Source organism: Pseudomonas tritici (genome assembly GCF_014268275.3).
GTDB classification, from domain to species: Bacteria; Pseudomonadota; Gammaproteobacteria; order Pseudomonadales; family Pseudomonadaceae; genus Aquipseudomonas; species Aquipseudomonas tritici.
On sequence record NZ_CP077084.1, the window covers coordinates 1404756 to 1425110 of the forward strand.

The 20355-nt window shown below is 60.3% G+C and carries 16 protein-coding genes; 7 read left to right on the plus strand and 9 right to left on the minus strand.

The window, feature by feature from the left end:
* The first annotated feature begins 50 nt into the window (after positions 1 to 50).
* Positions 51 to 4865, plus strand: a complete 4815-nt coding sequence (locus tag HU722_RS06210) for an RHS repeat domain-containing protein (protein ID WP_065879582.1) — start codon at positions 51 to 53, stop codon at positions 4863 to 4865.
* A gap of 86 nt (positions 4866 to 4951) precedes the next feature.
* Here the strand turns inward: HU722_RS06210 and rhlB are convergent, their stop codons facing one another.
* Complete coding sequence (gene rhlB / locus HU722_RS06215; protein ID WP_175402971.1) at positions 4952 to 6412, minus strand: ATP-dependent RNA helicase RhlB; 1461 nt, start codon at positions 6410 to 6412, stop codon at positions 4952 to 4954.
* A gap of 96 nt (positions 6413 to 6508) precedes the next feature.
* Positions 6509 to 7165 (minus strand): alpha/beta hydrolase, encoded by a 657-nt coding sequence (locus HU722_RS06220; protein ID WP_065875001.1) that lies wholly within the window; start codon positions 7163 to 7165, stop codon positions 6509 to 6511.
* A 345-nt stretch (positions 7166 to 7510) separates the two neighbouring features.
* Between HU722_RS06220 and HU722_RS06225 the strand changes: the two genes are divergently transcribed.
* From HU722_RS06225 to HU722_RS06240, 4 genes are all read left to right on the plus strand, one after another.
* A complete protein-coding gene (locus HU722_RS06225; RefSeq protein ID WP_065875000.1) occupies positions 7511 to 8542 on the plus strand; it encodes an amino acid ABC transporter substrate-binding protein in 1032 nt (343 codons plus the stop codon).
* A gap of 72 nt (positions 8543 to 8614) precedes the next feature.
* Positions 8615 to 9796: an amino acid ABC transporter permease gene (locus HU722_RS06230; protein WP_065874999.1), complete on the plus strand. Its 1182-nt coding sequence runs from the start codon at positions 8615 to 8617 to the stop codon at positions 9794 to 9796.
* Between the two features lie 10 nt (positions 9797 to 9806).
* The gene (locus HU722_RS06235; protein WP_049709881.1) at positions 9807 to 10904 is read left to right on the plus strand and encodes an amino acid ABC transporter permease; all 1098 of its coding nucleotides are present in this window, start codon (positions 9807 to 9809) and stop codon (positions 10902 to 10904) included.
* An 11-nt stretch (positions 10905 to 10915) separates the two neighbouring features.
* Positions 10916 to 11680, plus strand: coding sequence for an amino acid ABC transporter ATP-binding protein (locus tag HU722_RS06240; protein WP_003171943.1), 765 nt, complete (start codon positions 10916 to 10918; stop codon positions 11678 to 11680).
* 51 nt (positions 11681 to 11731) lie between these two features.
* On the opposite strand, the gene HU722_RS06245 is transcribed toward HU722_RS06240, so the two are convergent.
* Both HU722_RS06245 and HU722_RS06250 read right to left on the minus strand, forming a co-directional pair.
* Entirely contained in the window at positions 11732 to 12223 is a 492-nt protein-coding gene (locus HU722_RS06245; RefSeq protein WP_065874998.1) for a type II toxin-antitoxin system MqsA family antitoxin, read from the minus strand.
* Positions 12220 to 12531 carry a type II toxin-antitoxin system MqsR family toxin gene (locus HU722_RS06250; RefSeq protein ID WP_049709879.1) on the minus strand — a complete coding sequence of 104 codons (312 nt, stop codon included), beginning with the start codon at positions 12529 to 12531 and terminating at the stop codon, positions 12220 to 12222. Before HU722_RS06250 ends, HU722_RS06245 begins: the two co-directional genes overlap by 4 nt.
* Before the next feature lie 159 nt (positions 12532 to 12690).
* On the opposite strand from HU722_RS06250, the gene HU722_RS06255 reads away from it, so the two are divergent.
* Together HU722_RS06255 and HU722_RS06260 are read left to right on the plus strand one after the other, a co-directional pair.
* Positions 12691 to 13350: a FadR/GntR family transcriptional regulator gene (locus tag HU722_RS06255; protein WP_065874997.1), complete on the plus strand. Its 660-nt coding sequence runs from the start codon at positions 12691 to 12693 to the stop codon at positions 13348 to 13350.
* The gene (locus tag HU722_RS06260; protein ID WP_065945251.1) at positions 13340 to 14593 is read left to right on the plus strand and encodes a CynX/NimT family MFS transporter; all 1254 of its coding nucleotides are present in this window, start codon (positions 13340 to 13342) and stop codon (positions 14591 to 14593) included. The genes HU722_RS06255 and HU722_RS06260 overlap by 11 nt, the downstream gene beginning before the upstream one ends.
* A 4-nt stretch (positions 14594 to 14597) precedes the next feature.
* Here HU722_RS06260 and HU722_RS06265 read toward each other — a convergent pair whose 3' ends face one another.
* The 5 genes from HU722_RS06265 to HU722_RS06285 form a co-directional block, all read right to left on the minus strand.
* Positions 14598 to 15221 carry a DUF1120 domain-containing protein gene (locus HU722_RS06265; RefSeq protein ID WP_065890487.1) on the minus strand — a complete coding sequence of 208 codons (624 nt, stop codon included), beginning with the start codon at positions 15219 to 15221 and terminating at the stop codon, positions 14598 to 14600.
* Between the two features lie 44 nt (positions 15222 to 15265).
* Positions 15266 to 15913: a DUF1120 domain-containing protein gene (locus HU722_RS06270; RefSeq protein WP_065890486.1), complete on the minus strand. Its 648-nt coding sequence runs from the start codon at positions 15911 to 15913 to the stop codon at positions 15266 to 15268.
* Between the two features lie 19 nt (positions 15914 to 15932).
* Positions 15933 to 17057: a DUF1120 domain-containing protein gene (locus HU722_RS06275; protein ID WP_186752327.1), complete on the minus strand. Its 1125-nt coding sequence runs from the start codon at positions 17055 to 17057 to the stop codon at positions 15933 to 15935.
* An 11-nt stretch (positions 17058 to 17068) separates the two neighbouring features.
* Entirely contained in the window at positions 17069 to 19522 is a 2454-nt protein-coding gene (locus HU722_RS06280; protein ID WP_065890484.1) for a fimbria/pilus outer membrane usher protein, read from the minus strand.
* A 128-nt stretch (positions 19523 to 19650) separates the two neighbouring features.
* Positions 19651 to 20349: a fimbria/pilus chaperone family protein gene (locus HU722_RS06285; RefSeq protein WP_065890587.1), complete on the minus strand. Its 699-nt coding sequence runs from the start codon at positions 20347 to 20349 to the stop codon at positions 19651 to 19653.
* Positions 20350 to 20355: the final 6 nt, after the last annotated feature.

Here is a 20355-nt window from a genome sequence, read left to right on the forward strand (position 1 = left end):
TATTGATGAGGCGGCGTTCAATTTCAAATGCTGACTTGAGGTGCGTCCGTATGAATGTTTACTCGAATGCGTTTTGCTTTGGCTCTTATTTGGCCGGTTCTGTCGATGACCGCACATTGCAATACACGTCTAAGGTTCAATTGGCAACCTTATATCCAAACGGCCCTTTAGAAGTGTCTAAGGATGTCACGCTGTCATTTTCAATGCTGAACACTCAGCCTTCAAGGTACGGTATTGGTTGGCGAATCAGTAATACCGAGTTTGATGTTGACAACCTTACGCTCACGCTACTCACGGGTGAGCGCTATAAAACCCAGAGCCTGCCGTCAGTAGGGGGCACGCTTGCATTCACAGATCGTAAGTTAAGGGATTTGGTGGTCAAGCGGCCGGCTGCGGACACGCTACATGTAGTTTATAAGGATGGAACCGTCGAGGTTTTGAAAAAGCATGGCAGTACCGTGCCCTATCGTATAAATACCATTCAGTTTGAAAATGGCGAGAGCTTGAGCTTTCGATATGCTTTGGGTGAACACCTCGATCGCATCCTTAATCAGAAGGGCGAGGAACTTGTGGTGTTGACCTATTCCCAGAGCTGGATACTGTCGACGGTCGATACCCTTGTCGGCGGCGGGCGTTACGCACGCGTCCGATTTTCATATGCCAACGAGTATTTAACCGGTGTCACCGTTCCCTATGATCGCAGTGGTCCGCCCGGGTCTGCTGCTTACACGTTCGCCTATACCGTGTTCCGCAATGGCTTGAGTGCTATCGAGAGTGTAAAGCGGCCTATGGGGGGGGAGGAACGCATTGTCTACAGCGAAAATACCCTTGCCTACGGTAACAACCAATACATTCCCAGCGTCGACACGTGGGTGCAGATTCCTGGCGCCAATCAGCCGCGCATGATCAGAAAATATAGCTACAGTCCGGGCAGCAACTTCTCCGGATACCCTTTTTCAGGTGGTTTCCAGGAGGGCGAGGACAACTTGTTGAAGGTGGCGGGGGCTTACGTTTATTGGTCGGAGGAAACCCGCATTGACGCAGCCGACAATGACAAGGTGCTGATGGTTACACGTACGACCTACAACAAATTTCACCTGCAGACCGAAAAAACGGTGCGGCGCGATGGCACCATAAGCAAGACCAGCGTCATCTATAACGTGGTCGCGGGTCAGTTCTCTGATCAACCGGCCAATTACGCGATTCCGAAGACGGTTACCCAGCGCTATGAACGGGCGGGTAACCCTGCAAGGGAGGTGTCTGAGCATATCGAGACCGACGACTTTGGCAATGAGCTAAGTCTCACTGAAGTATCCGGCGTTCGCACCGAGTACAGCTACTACCCGATCACTGGTGAAGCTGCAAAATGCCCGGCCGACTCTCACAACCTCTTTCCTCGCTACGTGAAGCAAGAGCGCCTTTTTCCTGTGGGAGCCACGGTTGCTGCGCGAGTCACCGACTACACCCACACCCGCTTGCCGGCGACGGGCGCCAGTTACTTTGTCTTGCAGCAGTCCATCCTTCAGGCTGGGAGTTTCAGCCAGCAGCACACTTACTACAGCGCGCCTGCCGAGCTGGTAGGTCGGTTGGAAACATCCTCTTGCACCATTGCTGGACTGACGCTGGTCAGCAACTTCAGCTATACCATCGCGGGTGATCGTCTTATTGAAACGCGCCGACTGCTGGGCCGTGAAGGGCAATGGGTTGAGTCTCAACGCACACTATCGCTGGTCAACCGGCGCCAGGAATCAATGATCCGGGACGGTGGTTGTGCAGTGGCTCTAGCATTCGATGTCAATGGTCGACTGGTTGAGGAAGTGGTTTCTCCGGGCAAACCGCAGCAGGCTAAGCGTAACTATGCCTACCATTTTTCGACGCAGAGCAACGCTGCTCATCTGATCACCACAGATGCCCAAGGTCGCCAGGTCGTCACAAGGTTTGATGGGCTTGGCCGCCAGGTTTCCGATAATCAACTGATGGCGGGACCGCTGGAACGCGCTATCGGAACACGGACTTACGATGCGCTTGGGCAACTCATTGAACAGGTCGATTTCGATTATGTGACCGACGGCCAGCGTGTGCTGAAGACGGTCTATTCCTACAATGGTTGGGGCAACCCCAGCAGCGTAACCGGTCCCGATGGCCGCGTTCTGATTGATGAATACGATCCGCAGTTGAATCTCAAGGTTGAGGGCGTTGAGGGTGGTGAACGTCTGAAAACTTATTTCAATGAGCATAGTCAGCCGGTGAAGGTGGAGCGACTTGATGCCAGCAATAACGGCGTAGAAGTAGAGTCGCGCACCTATGATGGCCTGGGCCGATGCCTGCTGGTGAAGGATATCAATGGCACTTCGAGTGAGTTCACCTATGACACCTTCGGCCGGCTGTTGACCGTTCTTCAAAAGCCTGTGGACGGCACCCCGCAACGGTTGCGCAAAATTGACTACGCGCCGGGTACCAGCAGCGAAACGGTCAGCGCACTCTTGATCGACGGCAAACAGTTGGGCACACGCAGTTATGACAGCCTGGGGCGCATGACCAGCCAGAGTCGTGGCACGGGGCAAGCCTCTACATGGGAGTATGAGGCAGGGTGGATGGCGCCCGTTGCGATGGTATCCCCTCGTGGTGCTCGTCAAAGCATTACTTATGACAAAGAGCTGGATGTGCAAACCAAGGTGGAGATGACGGGGCTCCCGGTAAGTACCTACAAGCATGATTATGTTGCGGGAACACTGACGCGCACGGAGACCAATGGCCTGATCCATGAGTATGTTCATGATGAGAACGGCCATCTCGAGAAGGAGACTCAAAACATCAATGGCACTTCGTTGACTGCCCTCTACAGCTATTCCCCTGGCGGTCGACTGCTGCATCAAACGGCCGCTGATGGTCAGGTTAGTCGGCTTGATTATGACGAGCGCGGTCGGTTTACCAAGATAGTCACGGGCAGTATGGTCGTTGAGCAGAGCTATGATACGTTGGGTCGGCCACAGAACCTGACCACTGCCTATGGCAGCACTGAAGTCGTAACCATGCTGTCTTACGATGGGCTGGGGCGTGAGTCCTCACGCCGTTTTGAGCAGAACGGCGCGCTGCTGCAAGTGATCACCAGCACATACGATGCCAACAGTATGCTGGCGACACGGGTTCTGACGGATGCGAGCTCACAAGTGGTGACCGATGAGAAATTTACCTACGATGCCTTCCTGAGGCTCAAGACTTATCGCTGTGAGGGTCGCGAACAGCCTAAGGACCAGTTGGGGCGTGGCGTCGTAGGGCAGGTTTTCAGTTTTGATAGCCTTAATAACATTACCCAGGTAATCACCTCCTTTACCGACGGTACGCAAGATACGTGCGTGCGTTTTTTCACCGGCACCGACCCTACCTGTTTGACCCGGCTCACTCACACTCTCCCAGTGCAGGATGTCACTCTGACTTATGATGCGGCGGGCAACTTGCAGGTCGGAGCCTCAGGCCAGACCTATACCTATAACAGTTTTGATCAACTGACTGGAGTACGGGCCAATGCCCTCCAGTACAGCTATGAGTACGATGCCGAATCACGCCAGGTACTTGCTTCCAGGGGCAACGAACCTCCTGTGAAGCTGATGTACGTGGAAGACCGCCTTGATACCGTGGTGGAAGGCAATAAAAAAATCCGTTTTGCCGACGGAGGGGATCAGGTGTTGGCGCGCAGCGGCGGTGTGGATGGGCCACAACTGCACACTAACGATGCATCAGGTAGCGTGCGCGGCATATCGGCTCCGGGGCTTGCGCATGTGCGGCGACATTACACGCCCTATGGCGATGCGCAAGTTGTACCGAATGACGGAAAGACTCGCACCATGGCAGACCTGCAACTGCCAGCGTTCAATGGTCATCGACTGGATGCGTCGTGCAACCTCTATATTTTGGGCAACGGCCAGCGCGTCTACGATCCTAGTCTGCTGGTTTTTCTGCAGGTTGATCCGCTTGCTCCATTCGATGAGGGTGGATTCAATAGCTACGCGTATTGTGCGTGTAATCCAATCAACTTGATGGACCCCAGCGGTTTGTGGCCGAGCTGGCTGAAGTGGGTTCTGACCGGGACGGCATTAGCCCTGTCGATAGTAACGGTAGGATTTGCGACGCCCGGGTTGATGGCGGCTGCGGCTGCCTATACGGCGGCGGCGACGGCGGCAGGTTTAGCAGCGGCTTCGGGTGGCGCAGCGGCAGTTGCTGCGACAGCCTCCGCCGCTACGGCGGCGATGGTAGTTGCCTCCAAATCGGCAGTTTTTATCGCTTCTGCATTGGGCGTAGTGGGTGGAACCTTGAGTACTGCGGCGCTTGGCATTGCAGAGGTTGACAGAATGACGGGGTGGGACCGTTCCCACCATATTCGCAACCTGGGGTGGGCCTCTTTAGGGTTTTCCATTGCTTCATGGACGGCCAGTATTGGGGGAGCCTATACATCGGCAAACCTGGCTTACAACGCGGCAGCGAAAGCCGGGACTGCCAAAGACTTCGTCAAGTACGCTGGCTTTTTTGATACCCCGCTTGGAAGCGGTCTGCAGGCGGCGGGCAAACGCATGGTGGGCTTGACCTACAAGTTCACCGACAAACAGGGCGTTACTACCTTCAGCAAGGTTTATGGCGTCACGCGCTTTGCTTTGAGAACGACCAATTTTGGCCGAGCGATAGAGGCCAGAAGCAAAGCGGCGTCACCGGCTTCTGAGTCAGGCCCGACGGGGCCGGGTTCGAACGCTTCGGCACAGCCACAGGCCGCTGGCAGTCTTTTTTTTGATATGCCAACGAGCAGTGCAGGTTACTTTCAGGCATTCAGAGACGAGGAGTCGCGCATTCGCCAACCATCCTGGTGGAATTGATATCGGTAGGACGGTGGCGCGGGACGTGTTTGATGCAACAAATTTGAGAGCGGGCGGGCCCGCTCACTTTTTTAATCGCGTTGCGCTTAAGGCCGCTTACGTTCCACCGCCCGCAGCAAATGCGTCGACGGCGTCTCACAGCTGATCTTGCGGCCCAGCAACGTCTCAATCGACGGCAACTGGTACGAGTCATCCTCACCCGCAAAACTGATCGACACCCCCGCCGCCCCGGCACGGCCGGTACGGCCAATGCGGTGCACGTAGTCGTCCGGCACTTCCGGCAGGGTGAAGTTGATCACGTGGCTGATGCCGTCGATGTGAATCCCGCGCCCGGCCACGTCGGTGGCCACCAGCACGCGAATCTTGCCTTCGCGAAAGCCTTCCAATGTCTTGATGCGCTTATGCTGCGGCACGTCGCCCGACAGCTGCGCGGCGTTGACGCCGTCACGCACCAGGCGCTCTTCGATGCGGCGTACTTCATCCTTGCGGTTGGCGAACACCATCACCCGCTCCCAACCGTTATCGTTGATCAGGTTGTAGAGCAGCTTGTACTTGTCGGCGCCGGCCACGGCGTAGATGTGTTGCTCGACGTTTTCGCTGGCGACGTTGAGCGCTTCGATCTCAACGATGGACGGGTCGGTAGTCCACTGCTTGGCGAGGTTCATCACGTCTTCGGTGAAGGTCGCGGAGAACAGCAGGGTCTGGCGCTCGGCCTTCGGTGGAGTTTGGCGAATGATCTGGCGCACTTGCGGGATAAAGCCCATGTCGAGCATGCGGTCGGCTTCGTCCAGCACCATCACTTCGACCATGTCCAGGTGCACGTCGCCGCGCTGGTTGAAGTCGAGCAGGCGGCCCGGCGTGGCTACCAGGATGTCGCAGTGACGGGCTTCGAGGTGCTTGAGCTGCTTGTCGAAGTCCATGCCACCGACGAATGTCATGACGTTGAGGCCGGTGTACTTGGTCAGGTCGGCGGCGTCCTTGGCGATCTGTACCACCAGCTCCCGGGTCGGGGCGATGATCAGCGCGCGCGGTTCACCCATGTAGCGTTCTTTCGGCGGCGGCGTCTGCAGCAGTTGGGTGATGATCGAAATCAGGAACGCGGCGGTCTTGCCGGTACCGGTCTGGGCGCGGCCGATGGCGTCCTTGCCCGCCAGGGTAAAGCCCAGCACCTGCGCCTGGATCGGCGTGCAGTACGGGAAACCCAGGTCCTGGATGGCGTGCATCAGTTCCGGGGCCAGTTTGAAATCGTGGAAGCGGGTCTTGCCTTCCTGGGGTTCGACGACGAAGTCTTCGAGCTTCCAGGGGATGACGACCGGCTTTGGTGCGCGTTCGCGGCGAGGCTTTGGAGCCACTGGCGCGGGAGCGGCTGCCGCCGGTGTTGCCTGTTCAGGCGGTGTCACCTTCGGCTGGGCAACGGGTGCTGTCCGGCCGGGTTGTTCACCGTCGTTGCGGCTGCCGGTAATAGAGACAGGAGCACTGGAATCAGGCGCGAGCGGCTCAGCCTCGCTTTTGCCGAACATCTTCTTGAGTGCTTTGAGCACGGTGATCTCATTAATTGGTTAAGGAATGTACGCCGGCCAGTGTAATGCAAGAATCGGGCGCGGCGTAGTGCGTCTGTCATACGGCTACATAAACGCCGGGTTTCAGCCCAGGCGCGCGGTCAGCCAGGCGCCGATATCGTGTATCTCCTGGGGTAACACTTCGTGGCCCATTGGGTATTCCTGCCATGTCACGGTGACACCACGGCTCATCAGGTGCTCATACGCCGTGCGACCCATGGCGTTCTGTACCACTTCATCGTACTGGCCGTGCAGACACAGCGTTGGAATGCGCTGCTGGCTGGCGGATAACTCCAGCTCATCGCCGAATGTCGGTGCGTAGGTTGAGAGGGCAATAACGCCGCCCAGTGGGCCTTCCCAATTCAGGAACGCGGTATGAAAGACCACGGCGCCGCCCTGGGAAAACCCGGCGAGGAAAATCCGCGACGCGTCTATTCCGGTTCTCTTCTGCGCTTCGATCAAATCCGTGACCATTTTTGCCGACACCTCCAGCTCTTCCAGGCTGATCGAGCGGGCCGGGCTCATGGCCTTGATGTCGTACCAACTGGGCATCTCATAGCCGCCGTTGATCGTCACCGGACGGGTCGGTGCCTGGGGCAAAACGAAGCGGGTCGTCAGCAAGCTTTCCTGTAACGCCTCGGCCACCGGCAGGAAGTCGTAGCGATCGGCACCCAGGCCATGCAACCAGATTACGCAGGCGTCTGCGGGCTTGGCGGGCTGAAGAATCAAGGGTTCGGTCATGTCTGCTCCATTAATGTGCGCGCGCTCCGATTAAGTGCAACGGAACGGTGCGCGACGAGTTGATCTGTTAAGAAGATGTCGCACGGTTGAATCTTTTGCTATTGACCGTGGGCTGAATCGGCTCAGCCGGCACTCTGGTACGGGCCTTGCTATGTGTTGGACGATGTCAGCGCTATCTCAGGACGGTAACACTATCAGTGACTGCCGCTTATGGGATAGCAACTGGATTGACCGCAACAACCTCATGCCGCTTGACCCCAAAAAAAGCCAACACGGGTCGATATCGCCTCATAAGGGTGCGCTGAGGTTCGAGCTCCGACACAACAAGAGCAACTGGAGGTTTGAATGAAGGTATTGAAATCCACCCTGGCCATCGTTTCTGCGGCGGCTGTACTGGGTGTCAGTGGTTTCGCCCAAGCTGGCGCCACGCTGGACGCCGTGCAGAAGAAAGGCTTTGTGCAATGTGGCGTGAGTGACGGTCTGCCGGGTTTCTCGGTACCGGATGCCAGCGGCAAGATCCTGGGGATTGACGCTGATGTGTGCCGCGCTGTGGCCGCTGCCGTTTTCGGTGACGCGACCAAGGTCAAATTCAGCCAGTTGAACGCCAAGGAGCGTTTCACCGCGCTTCAATCGGGCGAAGTCGACATTCTGTCCCGTAATACCACCATGACCAGCTCCCGCGACGCCGGCATGGGCCTGAAATTCCCAGGCTTCATCACGTACTACGACGGCATCGGCTTCCTGGTAAACAACAAGCTGGGCGTTAAAAGTGCCAAGGAACTGGACGGTGCAACCATCTGTATCCAGGCCGGTACCACCACCGAGCTGAACGTTTCCGACTACTTCCGCGGCAACAACCTCAAATACACCCCGATCACCTTCGACACCTCCGATGAAAGCGCCAAGTCGCTGGAATCCGGTCGTTGCGACGTACTGACCTCCGACAAGTCCCAACTGTTCGCCCAGCGCAGCAAGCTGGCCGCACCGAAAGACTACGTGGTCCTGCCGGAAACCATTTCCAAGGAACCATTGGGCCCAGTCGTGCGTAACGGCGATGACGAGTGGCTGGCCATCGTGCGCTGGGTTGGCTACGCCATGCTCAACGCTGAAGAAGCCGGTATCACTTCGAAAAACGTTGAAGCTGAAGCCAAGTCCACCAAGAACCCGGACGTCGCTCGTCTGCTCGGTGCTGACGGCGAATACGGCAAAGACCTGAAAGTGAAGAAAGACTGGGTCGTACAGATCGTCAAGCAAGTCGGTAACTACGGCGAAGTGTTCGAGCGCAACCTCGGCAAGAGCACCCCGCTGGAAATCGACCGTGGCCTGAACGCGCTGTGGAACGCCGGCGGCATTCAATACGCACCACCTGTGCGCTGATCGCTGATGGTTCTGTCACCCGGTGGGCCAACCACCGGGTGATGTTCTGTTCCATTATTTCCGGGGCACTTCATGCAAAATCAAATCGGCGCACCAAAGCAGAAGCTCAGCTTCAGCGATCCCAAAGTGCGTGCGTGGCTCTTCCAGATCATCACGATTGTGGCGGTGGTCTCGCTGGGCTGGTACCTCTTCAACAATACCCAGACCAACCTTCAACACCGGGGCATTACCTCGGGTTTCGACTTTCTTGAACGCAGTGCCGGCTTCGGCATCGCGCAGCACCTGATCGACTACACCGAATCGGACAGTTATGCCCGGGTGTTTGTGATCGGTTTGCTCAACACCTTGCTGGTGACGTTTATCGGCGTGATCCTGGCGACGCTGCTGGGGTTCATCATCGGCGTCGCGCGGCTGTCGCCGAACTGGATGATCAACAAGCTGGCAACCGTGTATGTGGAAGTGTTCCGCAACATTCCGCCGCTGCTGCAAATCCTGTTCTGGTATTTCGCGGTGTTCCTGACCATGCCGGGGCCGCGTAACAGCCACAACTTCGGTGACACCTTCTTTGTCAGCAGCCGCGGCCTGAACATGCCGGCAGCGCTTGCAGCCGACGGTTTCTGGCCGTTTGTGGTCAGTGTGGTGGTGGCGATTGTCGCAATCGTGCTGATGGCTCGCTGGGCCAACAAGCGCTTTGAAGCGACGGGCGTACCGTTCCACAAATTCTGGGCGGGCCTGGCGCTGTTCATCGTGATTCCGGCGTTGTGCGCCTTGATCTTCGGCGCGCCGCTGCACTGGGAAATGCCTAAGCTGCAGGGCTTCAACTTTGTCGACGGTTGGGTACTCATCCCCGAACTGCTGGCACTGACCCTGGCGCTTACTGTTTATACGGCAGCGTTTATCGCCGAGATCGTGCGTTCGGGCATCAAGTCCGTCAGCCATGGCCAGACCGAAGCCGCGCGTTCCCTGGGCCTGCGCCCTGGGCCGACGCTGCGCAAGGTCATCATTCCGCAGGCCCTGCGGGTGATCATTCCGCCGCTGACCAGCCAATACCTCAACCTAGCGAAAAACTCTTCGCTGGCCGCCGGTATCGGTTACCCGGAAATGGTTTCGCTGTTTGCCGGCACGGTGCTCAACCAGACCGGCCAGGCCATCGAAGTTATTGCTATCACCATGAGCGTGTACCTGGCGATCAGCATCAGCATTTCCCTGCTGATGAACTGGTACAACAAGCGCATTGCGCTGATCGAGCGGTGAGGAAACGCCCATGAGTTCACATATTTTCAAACCTGATATGCCGCCGCCGAACAAAGTGTTCGGGCCGATGGCATGGATGCGCGCCAACCTGTTTTCCAGCTGGCTCAATACGCTGCTGACGTTGCTCGCGTTCTACCTTGTGTACCTGGTGGTGCCGCCGATCCTGAGCTGGGCGATCATCGACGCCAACTGGGTCGGCACCACGCGCGCCGACTGCACCAAAGAGGGCGCCTGCTGGGTGTTTATCCAACAGCGCTTCGGGCAGTTCATGTACGGCTACTACCCTGGAGACCTGCGCTGGCGTGTAGACCTCACCGTGTGGCTGGCCATCGTTGGCGTGGCGCCGTTGTTCATCTCGCGTTTTCAACGCAAGGCGGTCTACGGCCTGAGCTTCCTGGTGCTGTACCCGATCATCGCGTTCTTCCTGCTGCACGGCGGAATCTTCGGCCTGACCAACGTGGCGACCAGCCAATGGGGCGGCCTGATGCTGACCCTGGTGATCGCCACCGTCGGCATTGCTGGCGCCTTGCCGCTGGGCATCATGCTGGCGCTGGGGCGGCGTTCGAACATGCCGGCGATTCGGGTGGTCTGCGTGACTTTCATCGAATTCTGGCGCGGCGTGCCGTTGATCACCGTGCTGTTCATGTCCTCGGTGATGCTGCCGTTGTTTCTTCCCGAAGGCATGGGCATCGACAAACTGCTGCGCGCATTGATCGGCGTGATCCTGTTCCAGTCGGCCTACGTGGCGGAAGTGGTGCGCGGTGGCTTGCAGGCGATTCCCAAAGGTCAGTACGAAGCGGCCGCAGCGATGGGCCTCGGCTACTGGCGCTCGATGGGCCTGGTGATTCTGCCGCAAGCCCTGAAGATGGTCATCCCCGGCATCGTCAACACGTTTATTGCGCTGTTCAAGGACACCAGCCTGGTGATCATCATCGGCCTGTTCGACCTGCTCAACAGCGTCAAGCAAGCCGCCGCCGACCCGAAATGGTTGGGCATGGCCACTGAAGGCTACGTGTTCGCGGCCCTGGTGTTCTGGATTTTCTGTTTTGGTATGTCGCGCTATTCCATTCATTTGGAACACAAGCTCGACACTGGCCACAAGCGTTAGGAGTTGATGTTATGAGCGAAGCGATCAAACAGCCTGTGAGCCCTGAAGGCATTATCCAGATGCAGGGCGTCAACAAGTGGTACGGCCAGTTCCACGTGTTGAAAGACATCAACCTCAACGTCAAGCAGGGCGAGCGTATCGTGCTGTGCGGCCCGTCGGGTTCAGGCAAATCCACCACCATCCGCTGCCTCAACCGTCTGGAAGAGCACCAGCAGGGCCGCATCGTGGTCGATGGCGTGGAGCTGACCAACGACCTCAAGCAGATCGAAGCGATCCGCCGTGAAGTCGGCATGGTGTTCCAGCACTTCAACCTGTTCCCGCACCTGACCATCCTGCAGAACTGCACGCTGGCGCCGATGTGGGTGCGCAAGATGCCCAAGCGCAAGGCCGAAGAAATCGCCATGCATTACCTGGAGCGCGTGCGCATTCCGGAACAGGCGCACAAGTTTCCGGGGCAACTGTCCGGCGGCCAGCAACAGCGTGTGGCGATCGCCCGTGCCTTGTGCATGAAGCCGAAAATCATGCTGTTCGATGAGCCGACTTCGGCACTCGATCCGGAAATGGTGAAGGAAGTTCTGGACACCATGATCGGCCTGGCCGAAGACGGCATGACCATGTTGTGCGTGACCCACGAAATGGGCTTTGCGCGCACCGTGGCCAACCGCGTGATCTTCATGGACAAGGGCGAGATCGTGGAACAGGCGGCGCCGAATGACTTCTTCGACAACCCGCAGAATGACCGGACCAAGTTGTTCTTGAGCCAGATTTTGCATTGATCGATGTTTGAATGAATAAACCCGGCCTGGCGCCGGGTTTATTTTTTGGGGCTAGGACACTTTGAGTGCCTCAGCGTCGTTGTTCACGGTGTAGGTGAAAGCGCCACGCATGTCAGCACCTTCTGCCAAGACTTCGGCATCTGCCAGCAAATGCGGGTGACGATCCAATAGCCGCATCAGTAATACCAGCGGCTTGGGGGGAAGAAGCTCGCCGCGTTCGTAGCGAGAGAATGCGTTGTGGCCGCCACCGGACAGTAATTCCACCGCTTCCTTTTGCGTAAGGTGCAATTTGCGGCGGATACGTTTCATCTCGGCGCCAATCATCTTTTGGGCTGCTATGACGAGTTCATCGCCGGCTTCGCCATAACGATCCGCACTATCGGTATCGGGGTCCCAAAAGCCGTCACCGCATACGTGACATTCCCAGCCGGAAAGATTGTCTACCCGGCGCTCCATACCTCTGACCCTGATGGTTTCACTGCGGCCCTCAAAATAATGCAATGCGTCGGGGGCACCACAGATGTAGCAATTTTTTACCTTCATAGGTTCTTCTCCTTGAAGGAGATCACCGGAGGGTCACCGTCCGGGGAGTAAGTGACCTTGATGTAAATCTCCCTATCTTTTGCGTACGTGTGATACACGTCCTGCCAAACCCGATGATCTCTATAGGTGGTCATCGACTTGTACAACATCCAGTTTTGTAACTCATAGATGGCATCCTGCATTTCCTTGATGCTGAAGTGGAGTTCCCTGCCGCACCTTTGTGCTGTGTGGGTAAACGCTCTCCTGCCAAGCCGCTTCACATCCGCCTTTACCACCGCCAGATCGTAATGAGGTGTGTACTTTTCCATAAGACACCTGAGTCCAATAATTACCCTCTGAGGGTAATTTTACCAATCGAAAATACTGCTCCTTTTCCTGCCTCAAAACCCTAGTCCGTTGCCTTTGTAGGCTGCTCCGAATAGGCTGTAGGAAAATTCATCCTATGATTGGACGAAAATGCAAAAGCCATGACAGACATCGCCCCCCTGATCAAACGCTCCCTGGTCGACCAGGCGTTGGAGCAACTGCGCCAACGCATCAGTCGAGGGGTGTGGGCCATTGGCGAACGCCTGCCCACCGAGCCTGAGCTGTCCGCCGAGTTGGGCATCAGCCGCAATACCGTGCGCGAAGCCATGCGCGTATTGGCCTTTTCCGGGTTGATTGAAATTCGCCAGGGCGACGGCAGTTACCTGCGTTCGATGACCGATCCGCTGGGCGCGATGCGTGCGTTGTCCCATTGCACGGTCACCCAGGCGCAGGAGGCGCGGCAGATTCTTGAAGTGGAGGCCATCGGCCTTGCGGCGTTGCGCCGAACCCATGACGACCTGGCAGGTTTGCGCGAAGCCCTGCACGCGAGCGCCGCGCTGTATCACGGCGATTTGGAGGCGTACATCAGGGCTGATCTGGTGTTCCACAAGCGCCTGGTAGACGCCGCACACAACCCGGCCTTGAGCGAGCTGTACCAGTATTTTTCCGCCGTCGTCGGCGCCCAATTGCGCCAGACCCTGAACATCTCGCCGCGTCGCCAAGCGGTGTTCGACCTGCATATCGCCCTGCTCGAAGCCGTGGAGCACCAAGACCCGGAACGCGCCAAATCCCTTTGCCGGCAGTTGATCAATGAACCCTGAAACCAAGCTTGAAGAACTGTTGATCGACGCTGAAGCCGACGACGAGGGGGTGCAACACACCCCACCGGTGGTGAGCCGCCCGTGGCTGTTGATCATGGGCTTGATCCTGGTAGCGATGAACCTGCGCCCGGCACTGTCGAGCCTGTCGCCGTTGCTCAGTGCGGTGTCCGACAGCCTGGGGTTGTCGGCGGCCAAAGCGGGTTTGCTGACCACTTTGCCCGTGCTGTGCCTGGGGCTGTTTGCGCCCTTGGCGCCGCTGCTGGCGCGGCGTTTTGGCGCCGAGCGGGTGGTGTTGGGAATTCTGCTGACGCTGGCGGGCGGGATCACCCTGCGCAGTGCGTTCGGCGAAGTGGGGTTGTTCGCCGGCAGCCTGATCGCCGGCGCGAGCATCGGCATTATCGGCGTGTTACTGCCGGGCATCGTCAAGCGTGATTTTGCCAAGCAGGCCGGCACCATGACCGGCGTCTACACCATGGCCCTGTGCCTGGGCGCGGCGTTGGCGGCGGGGGCGACGGTGCCGCTCAGTCATTACTTCGGCGACAGTTGGAGCGTCGGCCTGGGCTTCTGGATTGTGCCCGCGCTGGTGGCGGCGTTGTTCTGGTTGCCACAGGTCGGCCAAAAGCACGGCGCCCATCAAGTCGCCTATCGCGTAAAGGGCTTGCTGCGCGACCCGCTGGCCTGGCAGGTGACCCTGTACATGGGCCTGCAATCGTCCCTGGCCTATATCGTGTTCGGTTGGGTACCGTCGATTCTGATCGATCGTGGCCTGAGTGCCACCGATGCCGGTTTGGCGCTGTCCGGTTCGATCATCGTGCAACTGCTCAGCGCGCTGACGGCGCCGTGGCTGGCTACCCGTGGCAAGGACCAGCGGCTGGCGATTGTGGTGGTGATGCTGCTGACCCTTGCCGGCCTGTTCGGTTGCCTGTATGCGCCGCTTGAGGGGTTGTGGGGGTGGGCGGTGCTGCTCGGCCTGGGGCAGGGCGGCACCTTCAGCCTGGCGCTGACCTTGATCGTGCTGCGCTCGCGGGACTCCCACGTGGCCGCCAACCTGTCGGGCATGGCCCAGGGCATCGGCTACACCCTGGCCTCCATGGGGCCGTTAGCGGTGGGCCTGGTGCATGATTGGACCGGTGGTTGGGCCGCGGTGGGCTGGATTTTTGCGGTGATCGGCGTGGGTGCGATCGTTGCCGGCCTGGGGGCAGGCCGGGCGTTGTATGTGGGGGTGAGCAGCGAGAAGGTCTAGTGCCTTACAGGTAGCGCACCGTCAATGTGGCTGAGCCGTCGATGGGCACTTCGCTGGTGAGTGTGAGGTTCTTGGACGGGGCAATGGCCGCGTCGATTTGCATCGAGGCCGTGAGCACTTGCACCGGGACCGGCATCAGCGGTGAGGCCTTGTAGATCGATACCAGGCCACCGTTCCTGAAGTAGCCGCCAGTGTTCCAGGTCAGGCCGCCGTCACTCGAATGAATACCGTAGCCGCTGTCGCCGTCGGCCAGTATGGACCTGAGCATCACATACATGTTGCCGAGCTTCTGGTTGCCGTTGATCAGCCCCAGTCCCAGGCTTTGGGCGTCATCGAAGTAGGCCGAGCCTGCGCGGTTATCCTGGGTTTCGATCGCCACCAGGGTTGCGGCCTCGCACGTGACGGTGAGGGCCGTGGTCATGCTTGGCAGGTCGGTCGGCTGTTCGGGATATAGATCTTTGGACGCGATCTTGCCGACTTCAAACTGGCCGCCATTGGCCAAATTCAATTCACACGCACTCGGTGTAATCAACCCGCTCACGCTCAGGTCGATAGCCGAGGCTGCCTGGGTTTGCGCGGCGCAGGCCATTGCCAGGGTGGCGACCAGGATGGGAAGGGACTTGCTCATGGTGTTGCTCCTTTCTAGGGATGGTTGTGTGGCAGGGAAAAGGGTTACAGGTAAACGACTTCCAACGACGCTGAACCGTCCATCAACACATCGGTGCTCAGGTCCAGGTTCTGCTTGGCGTTGATCACCGCTTCGAGGGTCAGGGTGCTGGTCAGGGTCTGGATTGCCGATGGTCCGGCGGTACTGCCCTGCACATCGGTGAAACCCAACAAACTGCGCGAGCCGATGTCGATGGGGTTGGTATTGGCCATGCGCCACGCCACGCCGCCGGTGGTGGACTCGGTGCCGTAGATCACCGGCACATCATCGACCACGGTTTTTTTCGGGTCGAAGCTCACGGAATACACGCCAATCTTGCCGCCGCTGTTATCCAGGCCGAGGCCGTAGAAAATCTCGCTGTTGACGTGGGCGGTGCCGTCGCGGTTATCGCGCATGCGCAGGGCATAACGGCCCGCCGCGTTGCAGTTGATGCTCAGGGTCAAGGACTTGAGCGGCAGGCGCGTGCCGACCGATTGGTTGAGGTCCTGTTGGGAAATCTTGCCGAAATCCACCAGCCCGCCGCCGGACAACACCGGTGTGCAGGCCATGGGCGTGATCAGCCCGGTGACAGTCAGCTCAACGGTGGACGCGGCGTGGGCGGAACTGCCCTGGGACAACAGGTACACAGCGAGAGGAATCAGGTAACGGTTCATGGTGAGCTCCAGTAGGGGGTCAGAGGTAAGTGATTTCGAGGTTCGCCGCGCCGTCGAGACGCACTTCGTTGCCCAGGTCCAGGCTGTTGAGCGGTGCAATCACCGCCTCCAGGCTTGCGGTGGCACTGAGGGTTTGAATCGCCACCGGGCCGGCGCTGCTGCCGGGCGTGGCGGCAAAACCCAGGTAGCGATTCGCGGCGATGGCGAGGGGGCTGCTGCTGGCGGTGCTCCAGGGCACGCCACCGCTGGCGGAGTCGGTGCGGTACAGCGCAGGCAGGCTGTCGGCGCTGGCCCGGGTTGGGTCGAAGGTCAGCGCGTAGCGGCCGATTTTTTGCTGGCGAGCATCCAGGCCCAGGCCGTAGGTGCCGGCATCGGCGGGCCCGGTCGCTGAGCCCTCACGGTTGTCCTGCAGGCGCAGGGCGAAGTGGGTGGGGGCGTCGCACGCCACCGTCACCAGCAGGTCGCGGGGGGGCAGGGCGGTGTCACGGTCTGTGTGCAGGTCGCTGACCGAGAGTTTGCCGAGGTTGACGTTGCCTCCATTGGACAGGCTTGGTGTACACGCCGCCGGGGCAAAGCGCGCTTGCAGGCGCAACTGCCGCGAGCGCCCGGCGCCGGTGGCATCCAGCACGCCGCTGGTGTCCCAGGTCACGGCGTCGCGCACGCGCAGGGCGTCTTCGCTGGCCCAGGCACTGGCGTCGATCTGCAACGACAGGCTGCGGCCAGTGACCACCGCACCGCCGCGCATTGGCACAATGCCGTGGTCGGCGCGCCACGCCAGGCTGGCGCCGCTGAGCCTGGGTGCCTGGCCGCTGGCGCTGAGCAAGCCCAGTTCAACGGCCTCGCCATCCAGCACAGCGTCACTGACGCTCAGGCCATAGCTGCCGCGCTCGGTGAAGCGAAAACGCTCCGGCCCGGCGGCCAGCCCCCGGTAGAACAGGCTCATATCGGTGGCTTGCGCGCAGTTCAAGGTGAGGCTGAGCCGGCGTTCGCCCAGCAATCGTTCCGGCGTCGGCACCAGGGCTGCGGCGCGGTTCATCAGGCCGAAATCCAGGGTCGATTCGCTGATGTTCAATTGGCACTCCTGCGCACCCCAGGCGCCGCTGCTCAGGCACAGGGTGGCTAACAACAGCCCGGTAGGCTTCATGACGATGTTCCTCATGGCTGGAGGCAGCGGGCGGCTGCGCTTTCGAAATACACATCGGGGTCGCCCTTGTTCGGCAACGTGTAGCTCAGGCGACAACGGGGTTGGCCCGGGGCCTTGACCCACAGCGGGCGCTCGTCGAGCACGTTGGGCAGGAACACCTGGCTGCCGTCCTGGACGAGGGTGATGAACTCGCCGTCCGCCGTGGTTACGGCTGCGCCTTTGGGCAGCGGCTGGCCGTCGTCGCGGCTTACCGTAAGCAACGCGCGACGGGTCACGGCCACACCGAATTGCACTTTGTCGACCGCGCCGCGTCCGGCGGTCAGCACCGCCAAGCCGTTGCTGATATCGGCATTGCGCGGCAGCGAACGGGTGTGCACTTCCACCGGGCTGCGGCCGTAGGCGCTCAGTTGCGGGACCACGGCCTGGCCTTGCCAGTCGGTCCACACCGGCCCGCTCGGGGTGCTGACTTTGATCCCTGCCATGTCGCCCACCGACATCACGGCAAAAGTGTCGCGCACCGGATAGGGCGAGAACGTCAGGCCGTCACCGTGGGCCACCACACCGCCGCGTGCGCCGCCCTGGTAGCTGGCGCGCTGGTCGTCGGAGCGGGTGTAGTTGAAGTCCAGCTGGCTGTAATACGGCAGGGCCGAGACGCCGAGGGTGGCTTCCACTTCGCGGTCGCGGCTGTCACGTTCGACGTCGACGCGGTAGCTCAGTTGGTCGTTGAGTTGCTCGCTGAGTCCGGCGCCCAGGCGATGTTCACCGCCGGTATTGCGTACCCAGGTACGCGCCCGGCGGGTTTCACCCAAGGGCAGGCTGACGTTGAGGTAAAGGCTGTCATCGCTCTGGTGTCGCCCGCCGACTTGCCACTCGGCACTGGCCGATACCGACACCCGCCTGAAGCTGGTGCCCCAGGACGCCAGCGCGCGGCTGCTGTTGTCGCCGCTATAGGATGACGAACGCGAAATCCCGGCACTGAATGCGCCCAGCGTCGGGTGCGCCCAGGAGGCGGTGAAGCTCTGTTGATCGCGGTAGCGCGAGCGTTGCTGGTCGCGAGTGTTGGCGTCGAAGGTCGACTCCTCCAGGTCGCGGTAACCGAGGGAGCGCCACGACGCCGCGGTACTGAACCCCCAGCGATCCGACAGGCGCTGCGACCACGACAGGTCGGTCTGCAGCCCTTGGTCCTGGCCGACGCGGCTGGCTTGGGCGGCCTGGGTCGACCATTGCAGCTGACTGTCCTGCCACGGCAGCCAGCCCAGGTTGACGCCGCTGGATCGGTACGCATCCGCCACCAGCACGCCGGCGCCCACGCTGATTTGCGGGTGCAGCGCACCGCTCCAGCCCGCGCTGACCACCCAGGGTTCGGCTCCGGCACTGTCGCCAATCTGCCGCACCCGCCCGGCCGCCACCGAGAAGCCCGGCGCCGGCAAGCCCAGCCCGAGCATGCCCGCCGGTACGGTGAAACGGCGCTCTTCACCGCTGGTTTCCTTAACCGTGACTTCCACGTCGGAGCGGCTGTTCAGGCGCCGCACATCGGTCAGCGAAAATGGCCCGGCCGGAACCACCGTGGAATGGATCAGCGTGCCGTTCTGACGGATCTCCACCTGGGCCGGGCTATTCGCGATGCCATTGATGGTCGCGCCCTGGTTCTGGTCCTGCAGCGCGGTCTCGGTCAGCACCTGGGCGCCGGTGATTTGCGTGCCGGCCAGCACCGGGTTATAGAGGTTGATCTGCCCGGCCTGCAGCACCGCCTGCTGTTCAGCGAAGGTGCGCTGGGCGTAGGCGTCCAAGTGGGTGGTGCGCGAGCGACTCTCTTGCCAGGTGCGTACCTGGCGGCTGCGCACGATCCAGTCGCCGGCATTGAAGCCGACTTCGGTGTTGGCCGAGCCGAAGCGGCTGGTGTCGCCGCCGTATTCGTTGTGCAGCCCAGTCAGGTCGTAATTGAGCAGCGCGGCAAAACCGCCGCTCTGGTAGCCAGACACATCTCGCTGCGCCGGGCGCAGGGCCTCGGTGGGCACCACCAGGGCCAGGTTGAGGCTGGCCGGGTCTTGCTCTATGACCGTCTGCGGGTAGCGCGCGAGAAAGCTGTCGCAGGCGCCATCGTCGGGGACGATCAGGTTGCCGACATCGAGCAACGCACGGTTGAAACACAGCGTACCGTCGCGCTCGAACGTCACATCGACCCGGCCGCGGCGTTGGCCGTTGACGTTCATGTTGACGGCATGCCGGCCAGGGGTGAAGCGCGGCGCGTCCAACAGCAGGTTGGCCAGCTCCGGGTCGATGCCGCGTTGGGACAAGGTTTGCGGATCAAATGAACCGGCGAGCAACAACTCATCGGCCAGTGGGTCGTTGGCGGGCAGTGTGCCACCCAGGGTCAGGGCCAGTCCCGCCAGAAACCTGCGGGACCGGCGAGTAGGACGACCGGGCACGGCTTCGCCGTCGCGGTCAGTGGTTACTGTGCTCACAAGGTCGTACTCAAGTGTTGGACGCGTGCTACCGATTCCTATCGGTTCACGCCGCGTGCCGGTGGCGTTCAATGGGAGGCCACTTCTTTTTGTCTGGGCGCCGGCTTAGGTCCTTGGGCGCCCGCTTGTCATAAAGTGATGGGGGCTTCGTAGGGCGCCACGGCGAACCCGTATACCGTGGCAGGTTGCAACTGCACACGGGTCGCGCCGCTGGCACTGGCGGTCACGTGCAGGGTTTCGCCGGGCAACACATAAGTGCGCGGCAACAGCGCGGCGCCATCACCCGGCAGCAAGCGCAGTTCCTGGGCCAGGCGCACCACGTAGGGCGTGGGGTTGTGCACGCTCAACTGGTTGTTGTCCAGGCGCCAGGCCAGGCCGGTCCAGGGCGTGCGATTGGGCTCAAGGCCCTTGGGATGAATGATCACCGGCAGGTTCTGGCGCACGGTCACGCCTACGCGAGCATGACCGGCCTGGGTGGCGGAGCGGTTCTGGGGCATGCCTTCGAAGATCACCCGCTTGAGGCGTTGAGTGGTCAGTGGCTCGGGGGTCTGCAGGATGAAGCGCACCAGCTGGCTCTTGGAGGGCTCAACCCGCGCCAGCGGTGGGGTGACGAACAACAGTGACGCAGTGTCCTCGGGGATATCCTCGAGGGTGACGTGCAACAGGGCGAGCTTGTTGTCGGTGTTGGTCACCGACACCGAGGCTTCGCCGTCCTCTTCATGCACGATCACCACCGAAGTGTCCGGCACCATGCCGTCGGCCAGCACCAGCGACGGGCCGCCCAATGCCAGGGCCAGCGCGCCTATATACAGGCATGCGTAGCGCATCAGGGT